Origin of the sequence: Halosolutus halophilus (assembly GCF_022869805.1) — an archaeon.
Taxonomy (GTDB): Archaea; Halobacteriota; Halobacteria; order Halobacteriales; family Natrialbaceae; genus Halosolutus; species Halosolutus halophilus.
In genome coordinates this window covers 379495-392444 of the sequence record NZ_CP094974.1, presented here as the reverse complement: position 1 = coordinate 392444, position 12950 = coordinate 379495, and the positions used below count along the sequence as shown (strand labels likewise).

Below are 12950 nucleotides of genomic sequence, written 5' to 3'. Positions count from 1 at the left end.
ACGTCTACCTACAGGAACACTACGACGACTGTCCGAGCAGCCTCTCACCGCATACGATTCGGCGCGGCGCGATCACCTACCAGCTCCGCGAGGACATTCCCGAGAAAATCGTCAGCGATCGTTGTGACGTGCCTTCAGAAGAACTCGATCGCCGTACAGACCATGAGAAGATGGAACAGCGACGCGGCTTCATCGAAGATCTATAACAGGAGCATGACCCACGAACGAGCGGCTATACGCATCGACTCACAGATAGTCTTCAGAACAGTTCTAGACACCTGTATTCGGGAAGTGGAAGGGCTGAAACATCAAAAAGGCGATGGACTCGCCGGGATTTGAACCCGGGGCCTCTCCCATGCCAAGGGAGTGATCTACCTCTGATCTACGAGCCCGCGTTCGCACTCACTGCTTTCACACACTCGAGTATAAACCCCTCGATATCCGGCGACTGCGGCGGGAACGACTGTCGTGGGAATCGATCACGTGAGCCAGCCCGGCGCCTCGATCGCAGCGACCACAGAAAGAATCCCGCCGTCGTGCGTCGTCGAGAATCCGTGTAACGATCGCAACCGGCCGTCGTGGGAGAACTCGTCCTGGCGACTCACACCGGCGACGATCGGCGAGAGCGGCTTCCAGGGTCGATCGGCGCCAGGGCGGAAGCGAGACTGCGCCTCGAGTCAGCAGCGAGGGATCGAGCCGATCGAATCGTGACCCAAAACTATCAGACATATTTTATGAACGGTAAAAAATTAGACCGAGATTGTTGTTGTCTGGGAATGTGTATCAGGGTATGAAACGGGAGATGCTCACCACGGACTTCCTCGATCGGGCAGTCGACCTGTACGACGACGTTACTGGGGTCGTCGCGCACGATGGCACCGACTATACCTACGCAGAGGTGAACGATCGGGTCAACCGGCTGGCGCACGCGCTCGAAGCGGCCGGTGTCCACCAGGACGATCGAGTCGCGTTGCTTGCGCCGAACACGCACTACTTCATCGAGACGCTGTACGCGACGAACAAACTCGGGGCGGTGTTCGTGCCGCTGAACTACCGGCTGGCAACGGGCGAGTACGAGTACATCCTGAACGACTGCGAGGCGGGGACGTTGATCGCGGACTACGACTACGCCGAGAAGGTCGAACCGATTCGCGACGAGATCCCCGCCGAGACGTTCGTCGGTTATCGGGCCGACGAGATTGAGGGGGATTGGATCGACTACGAGGCGTTCCTCGACGGGCAGCCGACCGAAGAACCCGATCGGCCCGAACTCAGCGAGGACGACGACGCCAGCATCAACTACACCTCGGGGACGACGGGCGATCCGAAGGGTGTGGTCCGGTCCCACCGCACCGAACACTGGCACGCGCTGGTGTTGAACCAGCACATGGAGATCCGGGACGACGACACGTACCTCTGGACGCTGCCGATGTTCCACTGCAACGGCTGGGGGCACACCTACGCCATTACGGGAACCGGCGGCACCCACGTCTGTCAGCGCACCTTCGACGCCGAAGGCGTCTTCCGGCGCGTCCGCGACTACGACGTCACGTTCATGTGCGGTGCACCGACGGTGCTCAACAACCTCATCGCGCACTACGAGAACCACGACGACGTCACGACCACAGGCGATCGCGACGTCCGGATCGCGACCGCCGGGAGCGCACCCGCGACGGCCACCATCGAGACCGTCGAGGACGAGTTCGGCTGGCGGATCATCCACATCTACGGCCTCACCGAGACCGCGCCGATCATCACGACGAGCAACTCGCCGCGCCGGCTGGCCGAACGGGGCCGCGACCTCAAGGTCAAACAGGGCTTCGAGACGCTGTGTACCGACGTCCGGGTCGTCGACGAGGACGGCGAGGACGTCCCGCGCGACGGGGAGACGATCGGCGAAATCGTCGTCCAGGGCAACCAGGTGATGGACAGGTATCTCAACAAGCCGGAGATCACCGAGGAGGCGTTCAACGACCGCGTCGAGGGCTACTTCCACACCGGAGACCTCGCGACGATCGACGAGGACGGGATGGTCGCCATCCAGGACCGGAAGAAGGACATCATCATCTCCGGCGGGGAGAACATCTCGAGCATCGAGGTCGAGGACGTCCTCTACGACCACCCGGACGTCCTGAAGGCCGCCGTCATCCCCGTTCCCAGCGAACAGTGGGGCGAGACGCCGAAGGCGCTTGTCGTTCCGAGAGGAAACGCCGATCCGACGGAAGAGGAGATCGTCGACTTCGTCGGCGAAGAGCTGGCGGGCTACAAGAAACCGACGAGCGTCGACTTCGTCGACGACCTGCCCGAGACGGCCACCGGCAAGGTCCAGAAGTACGAACTGCGCGAGGAGTACTGGCAGGAGGAGGAGACGCGGGTCGGCCAGCAGTAACGGCCGGTACGAACCTGCGAGCGAAACGCCTCACCCCGCTCATCAGGGCGGGGCTGACGACGGCCTCCGTACTCCATCGGAGGGACGCAACGCTTTAGTCGCTGCTCGCGATAGCACCGGTGGGAACCGCACGGCCGCAAATCTGACTCGCCGCCGTTTCTGGCGGCTCGGGATTGCGGAAGTGCACGGCGAGAGCCGGATCCTGCCGAACAGCAGACGTTGCCCCTCGATCGCAACCGGGCGGTCGTCGAATCGTCGACGATCGCTGGAACGCGATCGAACGGGTGAATCGTGTCGTTCGACAGGGTACGCGACGCGGTCAGTGCGATTCCTATCCTCGACCAATGGCACGAATGCACACCCGCCGCCGTGGCTCGTCCGGATCGGACAAGCCGGCGGCAGACGAACCCCCGGAGTGGAGCGACGTCGACCCAGACGACATCGAAGAACGGGTCGTCGAACTGGCAGCACAGGGCCACGATCCCAGCCAGATCGGGATCAAACTGCGTGACGAAGGCGTCACGGGCACGCCCGTACCGGACGTCAAACTGGCGACCGGCAAGAAGATCACCGAGATCTTAGAGGAGAACGACGCGAAAGCCGACATCCCCGAGGACCTCCGGAGTCTGATGGAACGTGCCGTGCGCCTGCGCGAGCACGTCCAGGCCAACCCGCAGGACTACCAGAACAAGCGCGCACTGCAGAACACCGAGTCGAAGGTGCGCCGACTGGTCGACTACTACCGCGGCGACGAACTCGAACCCGACTTCGCGTACTCCTTCGAGACGGCGAAGGAACTCCTCGAGGACTAACACGGAATGTCCACCGACGGTCGAACCGCCGAACCGGAGTCCGCCTCAGTCGCCCTCGAGAGCGCGACCTTCGTCCGACTCGTCACGCGAGCGGACGGCGACGCGCTCGCCGCGAGCGGACTCCTGGCCGGTGCGCTCGCAGATCGTGAGGTGCCGTTCCAGGTGACGGTCGGCCGGACCGTCGCGGAACGGACCGATCGCGCCGCGGCGAGCGGCCCCGACGCCGATCGGAACGGCGACGTCACGCTCGTCGTCGGCACCGCCGACGCGGACCGGCCCCAGTTCGGGGCGACGGACCGGCCCGCGACGCTCGACGCCTGCGAGGTCGTCCGGGACCTCGGCGCCACGCCGGATCCGATCCTCGCGCTCGCCGGACTCACGGCCGCCGGGACCGATCCCGGGGCCGGCGAGAGCGAGTGGCTCCTCGAGGCCGCTCGCGATCGGGGCCGCGTCGAGCGACGCCCCGGACTCGTCGTCCCGACCCAGAACCCGATCGACGGGGTCGCTCACTCCACGCGCGTTCGCGCGCCGTGGTCGGGCGATCCGGACGCGGCCAGAGACGCGCTCGCGGCCGTCGGACCTGGGGACGGCGACGTCTCCGGCGCGTTCGACGCGGACGATCACCGGAGGATCGGGTCGGCAGTCGCGCTCGACGTCGTGGGCGCGGGCGACGCGACCACGACTGCCGCGGCAACGGTCCAGCAGGCGCTGCGACCGTACGCGACTCCGGAGGGTCCGTTCGCGACGATCGGCGGCTACGCCGACGTGCTCGCGGCGACGGCGCGGACCGAACCCGGGACCGGCGCGGCGCTCGCGATGGGACACGACGCGGGCGAGGCGGCGCTCGCAGCCTGGCGCGACTACGGCCGCCGGGCTCACGCCGCGCTCGCGGACGCCTCGACCGGCCGGTACGACGGGCTGTTCGTCGTCAGCGTCGACGACGGCCCCGTCGAGGCGATCGCTCGCGTCGTCGCGGGCTATCTGTCGCCCGAACCGGTCGTCCTCGTCGTCAGCGAGGGACACCGTCCCTCGGGTAATCAGACGCAGTCCGACGAGGCCGACGGCGAGGCAGCACTTGCCGCGCGCGACGATACCCTCGGCGCGACCGTCGAAGGCGTCGCTCGCGAACTCGCGGCCGAGACCGATCGGGAAATCGAGTACGACGCCGTCCGACGACGCGGCTACCTGCGGTACGACCCTGCGGTGGACGAGTCGACGATCGTCGAGACAGTGAGGGCGTTCCAATGAGTCGGCGCGCGACCGCGATCGTCCGGACCGAACACGACGATCCGGAACGGATCGCTCGGGCGATCGAGCCGGACAACACCGACGAGATGGAGACGACGGTCGACGCCCCGACCGAGACGACGTCGGGCGCGGTCGTCACGCGGATCGATCGCGACACGACCGGTGGACTCCACTCGACGGTCGACGACTACGTCGTCAACCTCGACGTCGCGATGCAGGTGGGACAGCACGCGGAACCGACGGACACGGGACCTGTGTCCGACAGCGAACCAGACGATACCCAACAATGAGTGAACGATCAGTTTCACGCGCGAAACAGGAGAAGCGGTGGTACACCGTGCTCGCACCGGAGCAGTTCGACCGGCAGGAGCTCGGCGAAACCCCCGCTGACGAACCGGAAAAGGTCTACGACCGAACCATCGAAACGACGCTCGGCGAACTGACCAACAACGCCAGCGAGAACAACACGAAACTCACCTTCAAGATCACCGACGTCGGCAGCGACTCGGCCTACACGGAGTTCGTGGAACACTCCCTGACCCGCGACTACCTGCGGTCGCTGGTCCGTCGCGGTGCCTCGAAGATCGAGGCCTACGTCACCGTCCTGACGACGGACGACTACCGCGTCCAGATCCAGCCCGTCGCCTTCACGACGAAAAAGGCGGACGCGAGCCAGGAGAAGGCCATCCGCGAACAGATGGTCGAGATGGTCGAAGACGCCGCCGCCGAACGCGACTTCGAAGAACTCATCGACAGCGTCGTCGAGGGCCGACTCTCCTCGGCCATTTACGGGGAGGCCAAGACGATCTATCCGCTGCGTCGCGTCGAGGTCCAGAAAGCGACGCTCGAGGCCCACCCCGAAGAGGTCGCCGAAGAGGAGGCGACCGCGGTCGACGTCGACGAGGAAGACGTCGCGGCCGGCGACGACTGATCGCCGCTGGCGATCGAGTGTCGCGGTACGACGAGCTTTTTTGCGTGTTCAGCGTCCGAGAGCTATCAGTCGGGCGATTGGCAGCGGACAGCTGTTAGTCGGGAGATAGGCTGCGAGCGGCTGGAATAGATCACGTTCGATAGCGTCGTGACTGGATCGCTGTGCCCAAAAAATACCGCAGACCTCGTGTACCCCTACCCGAGGTAGTTCACAGATTCGTCCACTATCATAAATACTTTCTGCAAAGTCAGTTACTCTGTAACGATAATTTCGCCGACCATTCCGGCCCTCACGTGTGGGATGCAGATGTATTCGTAGGTCCCCGGGACGTCGAACGTGTGTTCGAACGTCTCACGGGTCCCCAATCGACCGCCGTGGTGGTCCCAGGCGGTTCTCGCCGTCTCCTCGTCCTCGTAGCCGCCGGTGGCGAAGTAATCGGCACCCTCGGGGAGGCTGTTCTCGAGGGCCGTGATCGTGTGAACCGCACCACTCGTGTTCTTCCAGACGACCGGCTCGCCGACCGTCGTCTCGTAGGTTTCGGGGAGGAACTCGTTTCGTGTCATCCCGATGTCGCACTCGTCGCCGCCGCAGGGCTCGTCGTCGGAGAGGCTGAGAACGGACGAACAGCCCGCCAGCCCAGCGGTGGCCCCGGTTCCGAGGGCGGCGAGCAGGACGCGCCGGTTCATACCTAGGCGTTGGGACACTCGTGATATAACCGCCCCGGTTCGACTCTCGAATCGGCCGTCCGACGCCGTGTAAATGCCCCGAAGATGATCGGCTCAAGCGAGGATGAATTCGGAATCGCGAGCGTCGGACCCCGCGTCGTTCGGTGCGATTTTGTATCGAACGAACAGCCAGTGGTGTCGGTATACTGAACCGATGATTTCAGCCCGGCAGATCACCGAGACCGCTCCGGAACGATCGACACCGCTCCCGATCCGCGATCCGAACGAAAACACGTAAGGTACCCGCCGGACGAATCCGCGAGTATGCTTCCCCGGTTCGTCGGCCGCCTGGGCGTCGCCGACGCGGTGACGATCGCGAACGCCGCGCTCGGGTTCGTCGCCGTCGTCGTCGCGTTCGTCGACATTCGACTCGCCGCTCGCCTCATCCTGCTGGCCGCGATCGCCGACGGACTGGACGGGATCCTCGCCCGGCGCTACGGCGGTACCGAGGCTGGCCCGTACCTGGACTCGCTCGCAGACGTCGCCTCCTTCGCCGTCGCGCCCGCGGTACTCGCGTTCGTCGTGGTCCGCGACGGGCTCGGACTCGAGTCTGAGGCTGTTACCCCGGACCTCCTGCTCGTGACGGCGATCAGCGCGCTGTTCGTCGCGATGGCCGTCGCGCGACTCGGACTGTACACCGCCTACGACACGTCGGGGAGCTACACCGAGGGAGTCCAGACGACGCTCGCGGCGACGATCCTCGGCGCGGCCATCCTCGCGGGGGTGGCGGACCCCCGGCTCGTCCTCGCGGTCACCGGCGCGTTCTGTTACCTGATGGTCTCGCGGATCCAGTACCCCGATCTGCTCGCGCGCGACGCCGCCATCATGGGCGTCGTCCACGCGCTCGCGATCCTCGTCCCCAATTTTGCCGGACGGACGTTCCCGTACGCCCTTCTGATGCTCGGCATCGCGTACATGACCCTGAGTCCCTGGTTCTACTGGCGCGAAGACGAACCACAGCCGACCGAGACGGGCCTGCATGGAAACGCTTAGGAACGTGCTGACACGACCTGTGAGTATGAACGCAGTCACGCGTCGGCGCCGTCGCGGGGTGGAACGATGAGTGACGAGGAGTCACCCGACGAGCCAGCCGAGGAGGCGGACGACCCGGTCGATCTCGACGCGATTCGGTCCGACCTCGCGGCCCTCGAAGACGACCTCGAGGAACTCGAAGCGGACCTCGAAGCCGCCGAGACAGAGGACGACCTGGACGTCGTCGAGGAAGACGTCGAGACGTTCCGATCGGACCTCGAGCCGATCGAGATTCCGGAGCCGCCCGAGGAAGACGAGGACGAGGACGAGGACGAGGACGAGGACGAGGACGAAGAGACGGTCACGCCGGAAGAAGAACTGCAGGACCGGTACGACGACATCGAGAGCGACGTGTCGGACCTCGAGTCCGACCTCGAGGACCAGCGCGGCCCCTACGCCGAAGACGTCGTGAGCGAAATCGAGAGCGCCAGCGGCACGATCACGGGCACCCGCTGGACCGAAGAGGGGAACGCGGAGTTGATCGAGGCGGTCGAGGACTTCCTCGACGAGTGCAACGACATCCTCGGGGCCGCCGTCACGCTGGGCGACGAGGTCGACTCCGTTCCGGAACAGCTCGAGGGGACCCTCGAAAACGCGATCGGCGCGGTCGAAGCGGCCGATCTGGATCCGGACGACGATGCGGAGACGATCGCCGCGCTGCTCGACGCGACCGACGAATTCCAGAGCGACGTCGACGACGCGACCGAGTGGACGGACCTCCAGATCCGCGAGCAACTGCGACGCGAGGGGTTCTACGACGTCCTCGATCACGTCAAGGACTTCCCGCCCGAGTGGCACGCGCTCAAGGTCCACGAGAAGCGGGGCAACGTCGACATGATCCTCCTCGCGCTGGAGACGTTCGACTCGGACTTCATGGAAGAACACTGCATGGAGGCCTTAGAACGGATGGGCCCCGAGGAGGCGATCGAACCGATGCTCCAGAAGGCCGCCCGCCGCGACCAGGCAGCGATGCGCAACCTCGGCAAGATCGGCGTCGACGACGACGAGGTCGTCGACACCCTGCTGGACTACGTCGACTCGAACCCGAACCTGCAACAGCCGGCGTTCCGCGCGCTCGGCGAGATCGGCACCGAAGAAGCCGTCCAGCCGATCGCCAACCAGCTCGTCGACGACAACCCCGACGTCCGCAGCTGGGCCGCACGCGCACTGGGCCTGATCGGTGACACCCGCGCGATCGACCCGCTCGCCGACGTCCTCGAGGACGACGAGGCCGATCGGGTTCGGGCCAGCGCCGCGTGGGCGCTCACCCGGATCGGCACGCGAGACGCCCTCGAGATCGTCGCCGAATACGACGACGATCGCGCGTACCTCGTCCAGGCCGAGGCCGAGAACGTCGACCTCGAGCCGGCAGCCTGATCCCACGCGACGCCGGTCTCCGACCGCGGCTCTCCTCACAGTTTAAGTACGAAGAGGCAGCCAGACGCCCCGATGGCCGATCGACGGTGGACAGTCACCGCGTTCGCGATCGCGCTCGTGCTGGTCGCGAGCGTCACGATCGTCGGACCTCTCGTCGTCGCACCGGCGACGACCGCAGGCGAACCGCTATTCCAGAAGACGGCGACCGGCGAACTGCGATCGCCGACCCCTCGGCCCAGCGATCCGGCCGCCGATCGGAACGGCTCCGCGACGCCGGCGATCGACGCGGACTGTCCGGTCGAGAGCCAGCGAGAGACCGGAACCGGCCCGGAGCCGACGGCGACCACGGACGCCGACACCCGGATCGTCGAACTCTATCCGAACCCGACGACTCGGGGGAACGTCGGCGAGTATCTCGTCCTCGAGACGCCACCCGGAACGAGGCTAACGAACTGGACGATCACCGACGGCCACACGGTCGCCCGGTTCCCGAACGAGACCGTCTCCGGCCGGATCGCCGTGAGTACCGATCCGGCCGCCATCGACGCGATGACCGACGATCCCGTTCTCCAACTCGACGGGACGCTCCGACTCGCGAACGACGGTGACAAACTCACGCTCCGGAACGGGACGGCAATCATCGACGAGGTAGCCTACGATCGGGCACCCCTCGCGGAACGTTGGTACCGGGCCGAACACGGGGACGGGGCCCGCGAGGCCGACGCCGCGACTGCCGACGGCGACAGCAAATCACTGGGACGGTGGTGGCCCCGTGACGCGACCTGTCGCCCGGTTTCGACGTTCGATCCGGACGAAGCGACGGCGTTCGTCCTCCCCGACGCGCCCGAAGTCCCACGCGAGACGATTCGCGACGCCGACGATCGAATCTTGCTCGCCGGCTACACCTTCACCGATCGCGAGATCACCGCTGCACTCGCGGACGCGGCAGCTCGCGGCGTCGACGTCGCCGTCCTCCTCGAGTCGGGGCCGGTCGGCGGTGCGCCGTCGGAAACCCGATCGCGGATCGAGACGTTGCGTGCCGCGGGCGTCGACGTTCGCGTCATCGGTGGCGAGGGAGCGCGGTACCGGTATCACCACCCGAAGTACCTCGTCGCCGACGACACGGTACTCGTGACGTCAGAGAACTGGAAACCTGCCGGCGTCGGCGGGGCGTCGAGTCGCGGCTGGGGCGTTCGACTCACCGACGCCGCGCTCGCGGCCGACCTCGCGTCGGTCTTCCGGACCGACTTCCGCGGGTGGGATACCGAATCTGGAACCGCATACCTCGCGAACGCCTCGTTCGTCGCGGACGACCCCCCGCCACGGCGATCGTTCGACGCCAGCCACGAACGGGCCACCGTCCCGGTCGAGTCGGCCGAACTCCTGCTCGCACCAGACAACGCCGAGTCGCGCCTCGTATCCCTCGTCGCGTCGGCGGAGGACGAACTGCTCGTCGAGCAGGCCACCGTCGACCCCGACGTCTCCCTGCTCGAGGCGACGATCGCGGCCGCTCACCGCGGTGTCACGGTCCGGCTCCTGCTCGACTCGTCGTGGTACGTCGCGGACGAACACGACCGGCTGGCCGCCGACCTCGAGCGAACCGCCGCCAGGGACGACCTCGATTTCGAGGTCCGTCTCGTCGACGACACCGACGCCTTCGAGAAGATCCACACCAAGGGGATCGTCGTCGACCGGACGACTGCCGTCGTCGGGAGCGCGAACTGGAACGACAACTCGCTCCGGGAGAATCGCGAGGTGCTGCTCGCCGTGCACGGCGAGGCGATCGCTACCTACTACGCGACGGTCTTCGAGGACGACTGGGCGGGCGAGACGTGGTCGCTCCCGATCGAACTGTCCGCAGTCGTCGTGGCCGCGATCGTCGGGGCCGCGATCGTCGGTCGACGGTACGTCAGGTTCGGTGACGAGGCGGCCGCGGCGTCACGGGAGCGGAACTGATCGTGGTTGATCGCGGGTATCGGGTCGAAAACGTAACTCGTCGACGGTTCAGTTCGCACAGCCGCCGACTTCGAGTTCCAGACGTTCACAGCAGTCCCGTTCGGGGTCGAAACAGTCGGGACACTCCGCGGGGCGATCGATGATGGTGTCGAGGCGCTCGGCGACGGTGTCGTCGATGACGCTCTCGAGCGTGCGAGCTTCCTCCCGGAACTCCTCGACCTCGAGAACGTTCGCGAGGAACCGCTCGATGATACAGTAGGTCTGGAGCGCGTCGTGAGCGCGTTCGAGTCCTTCGTCGGTCAGGCTGGCACCCTTGTACTTCTCGTGGTCGACGAGGCCGCGTCCCTCCAGTTTGCCGATCATCTCGTTGACGCTCGCGGGACTGACCTCGAGCAGGTCGGCGAGCGTGCCGGTCGAGGCGGGGCCGTCTTCGATGCGCTGGGCGAGATAGATCGCTTTGAGATACTGGTCTGCAGTGTTCATTGCCTCCCTCCGTCGGTCGTGAAGCCGGTATCTGTGGTCGATTCTCGTCGGGGAATCCGGCGCGGCGTACGCGGGTGGACGGCGGGCGTCCGCCAGGTCGTCGCCCCGATCATGCTCTGTGCTCCATGACCTCGGTCACGTCCTGGACCCCCTCCTTCTCTTCCTCGCGGATATTCGAGAGCGTCTCGAGCACTCGATCCCGATCGATCGCGAACGTCGCGTCGGAAGCCTCGATCGCTTCGATCAGGTCGTCGTAGAACTTGTAGGCGGTCTCCTCGTTGGCCAGTTGATCGTAGAGGACGCCGTCCGTGTCCTCTGGCGGTCCGTACTGGGCGTCGACCAGTGCGTTGATCTCTTCGTAGGCGACCGTCTCCGCGTCGAGGTCGTCGATCAGCGCCTCCAGCCGCTCGCGATGGTCGGCCGATTCCTCGGCAGCCTCGGCGAGCAGCGTTCGCACCTCCTCGTCGACAGCCTCCCGCTCGTCGGCGGGCAGCGACTCGAGGTGGTGGGCGGCGCGGGACTCGACGACCTCTTCCAGCACGACCCCGATCTGGAGGAGTCGGGCGAGCTGGTGATCGCTCGAGACGCGCTGTCCCAGACTCATAGGTGGCCTTCGGGGTGCATGGTACTTAACTTCCTGCATCCGATCGGTATCCGAACGCGGCGACGATCGATAGGCAGCACAGCTTCAGCCGGTGAACCGCCAGACCCGACTGCCGTCGCCGCCCTCGATCGCGTCGACCTGTTTGAGGGCCCCCTTCAGACAGGCCCACCAGCTGTCTGCCGTCTCGTACCCCGCGGGAGACGCCGCGTACAGGGCGTCGACGAAGTCGGATTTGCGCGCGCGCTCTTCGTCCCGGAGGAACGCGATCGCCCGCCCGGCGACCTCCCGGCGAGCCTCGATCACGTCGTCGTCGCGACCGGGGACGGACAGCGAATCGAGGTCGACCACGTCTTCGCCCGGCCGGATCGTCTCGTCGACCAGCGTCGTCGACGAGCGGTACTCGAGGCCGGTCTCGACCGGTCGGTCCAGCCGGGAACGCGTCTTCGCGACCGCACGCCGCGAGAGTTCGTCGAGCCGATCGAACTCGACCGTCTCGAGGACGTCGGCGTCCTTCGAGACGGGATCGCCCGGGATGCGCACGACGCGTTCCGGCGAGAGGTGTGCCGACTCCGATTCCGGGTTCCGGTCCGACTCCCGTTCCGGATCCGACCCCGATTCCGGATCGCGACCGGGATCGGTGTTCGACTCCGCCACGGGATCTACGGCTCCGGACTGATCGGCCGTCTCCTCGGCCGTCGAACTGCTCGCCGTCTCGGCAGGACGGTCCCGGGAGACAGTCGTTCGCGGGGACCCCCGGACCTGGACCGACGGATCGATCTTCGCTCGCGTCCACCCGTTGCCGTCCGCTCGCGACTCGTTCGGGACCGATCGGGCATCGTCGTCGGCACTGGCCGTCGCGCCGTCACTGGCGTCGCCGTCGGCTCCGACGCCGCCGTCGCGGGCGAGAGCCGATTCGCTGCCCGTCGCGTCGACGCGGCCCGAAGTCGGCTCCGGGTCGTCCGGTCGCTCACCCTCCGGTTCCGGTCGCTCCCGACTGGTCAGTGCCGCCAGTTCCCCCTCTAACGTGGCGATCCGCTCGCGATAGCCCTCGAGCAGGTCGGGCCCGTCGTCGAGTTCGTCGGCGATCGACGCCCGGTGGTCGACGATCCACCGGACGTACGCGGCACGGCTGTCGAATCCGATCAGCCGTCGCTCCATCTCGAGCGCCTCGAAGGTGTCGTCGTCCAGTTTGACTGAGAGGGACCGCATCGCCACTCGCTACTCTGCTGACGTACTAAAAAGGACGTCAGACGATTTCCCCAGCGATCGATCGTCGGAGAAAACGGACCGCGATCGATACGGTCGGGACGACGGCGGGCGGTGCTCGTCGTCGAGAACCCGACACGCTCGCTTCGCTCGAGTCTCGCTACCCTCGTTCGCGAAGTCGCCGTGG

Annotated in this window: 12 protein-coding genes, 1 tRNA gene and 1 pseudogene; 9 read left to right on the top strand and 5 right to left on the bottom strand. The window is 66.2% G+C overall.

The window, feature by feature from the left end; all coding sequences use genetic code 11:
* Positions 1–17: 17 nt before the first annotated feature.
* Positions 18–206 (top strand): annotated as a pseudogene (locus tag MUG98_RS02055) (site-specific integrase); the annotation flags it as partial.
* A 114-nt stretch (positions 207–320) separates the two neighbouring features.
* On the opposite strand, the gene MUG98_RS02050 reads toward MUG98_RS02055, so the two are convergent.
* Positions 321–392, bottom strand: a tRNA-Ala gene (locus MUG98_RS02050).
* A gap of 398 nt (positions 393–790) precedes the next feature.
* On the opposite strand from MUG98_RS02050, the gene MUG98_RS02045 reads away from it, so the two are divergent.
* The 5 genes from MUG98_RS02045 to MUG98_RS02025 all read left to right on the top strand — a co-directional run bounded on the left by MUG98_RS02045 (position 791) and on the right by MUG98_RS02025 (position 5380).
* Positions 791–2389, top strand: a complete 1599-nt coding sequence (locus tag MUG98_RS02045) for a long-chain-fatty-acid--CoA ligase (RefSeq protein WP_265110523.1) — start codon at positions 791–793, stop codon at positions 2387–2389.
* A gap of 344 nt (positions 2390–2733) precedes the next feature.
* Complete coding sequence (locus tag MUG98_RS02040; protein ID WP_265110522.1) at positions 2734–3201, top strand: 30S ribosomal protein S15; 468 nt, start codon at positions 2734–2736, stop codon at positions 3199–3201.
* Between the two features lie 6 nt (positions 3202–3207).
* Positions 3208–4449 carry an exonuclease gene (locus MUG98_RS02035; protein WP_265110521.1) on the top strand — a complete coding sequence of 414 codons (1242 nt, stop codon included), beginning with the start codon at positions 3208–3210 and terminating at the stop codon, positions 4447–4449.
* Positions 4446–4739 (top strand): KEOPS complex subunit Pcc1, encoded by a 294-nt coding sequence (locus MUG98_RS02030; protein ID WP_265110520.1) that lies wholly within the window; start codon positions 4446–4448, stop codon positions 4737–4739. The genes MUG98_RS02035 and MUG98_RS02030 overlap by 4 nt, the downstream gene beginning before the upstream one ends.
* The gene (locus MUG98_RS02025; protein WP_265110519.1) at positions 4736–5380 is read left to right on the top strand and encodes a 30S ribosomal protein S3ae; all 645 of its coding nucleotides are present in this window, start codon (positions 4736–4738) and stop codon (positions 5378–5380) included. The genes MUG98_RS02030 and MUG98_RS02025 overlap by 4 nt, the downstream gene beginning before the upstream one ends.
* A gap of 251 nt (positions 5381–5631) precedes the next feature.
* Here the strand turns inward: MUG98_RS02025 and MUG98_RS02020 are convergent, their stop codons facing one another.
* Complete coding sequence (locus MUG98_RS02020) at positions 5632–6066, bottom strand: cupredoxin domain-containing protein (protein ID WP_265110518.1); 435 nt, start codon at positions 6064–6066, stop codon at positions 5632–5634.
* Between the two features lie 303 nt (positions 6067–6369).
* Here MUG98_RS02020 and MUG98_RS02015 point away from each other — a divergent pair, with 303 nt between their 5' ends.
* The 3 genes from MUG98_RS02015 (at position 6370) to MUG98_RS02005 (ending at position 10470) form a co-directional block, all read left to right on the top strand.
* Positions 6370–7098: a protein sorting system archaetidylserine synthase gene (locus tag MUG98_RS02015; RefSeq protein ID WP_265110517.1), complete on the top strand. Its 729-nt coding sequence runs from the start codon at positions 6370–6372 to the stop codon at positions 7096–7098.
* Positions 7099–7164: 66 nt separating this feature from the next.
* Positions 7165–8514: a HEAT repeat domain-containing protein gene (locus tag MUG98_RS02010; RefSeq protein ID WP_265110516.1), complete on the top strand. Its 1350-nt coding sequence runs from the start codon at positions 7165–7167 to the stop codon at positions 8512–8514.
* Positions 8515–8586: 72 nt separating this feature from the next.
* Entirely contained in the window at positions 8587–10470 is a 1884-nt protein-coding gene (locus MUG98_RS02005; RefSeq protein ID WP_265110515.1) for a phospholipase D-like domain-containing protein, read from the top strand.
* Between the two features lie 48 nt (positions 10471–10518).
* Here MUG98_RS02005 and MUG98_RS02000 read toward each other — a convergent pair whose 3' ends face one another.
* The 3 genes from MUG98_RS02000 to MUG98_RS01990 all read right to left on the bottom strand — a co-directional run bounded on the left by MUG98_RS02000 (position 10519) and on the right by MUG98_RS01990 (position 12766).
* A complete protein-coding gene (locus tag MUG98_RS02000; protein WP_265110514.1) occupies positions 10519–10953 on the bottom strand; it encodes a metal-dependent transcriptional regulator in 435 nt (144 codons plus the stop codon).
* A 109-nt stretch (positions 10954–11062) separates the two neighbouring features.
* Positions 11063–11557: a M41 family metallopeptidase gene (locus MUG98_RS01995; RefSeq protein ID WP_265110513.1), complete on the bottom strand. Its 495-nt coding sequence runs from the start codon at positions 11555–11557 to the stop codon at positions 11063–11065.
* 84 nt (positions 11558–11641) lie between these two features.
* The gene (locus MUG98_RS01990; RefSeq protein WP_265110512.1) at positions 11642–12766 is read right to left on the bottom strand and encodes an MSCRAMM family adhesin; all 1125 of its coding nucleotides are present in this window, start codon (positions 12764–12766) and stop codon (positions 11642–11644) included.
* Positions 12767–12950: the final 184 nt, after the last annotated feature.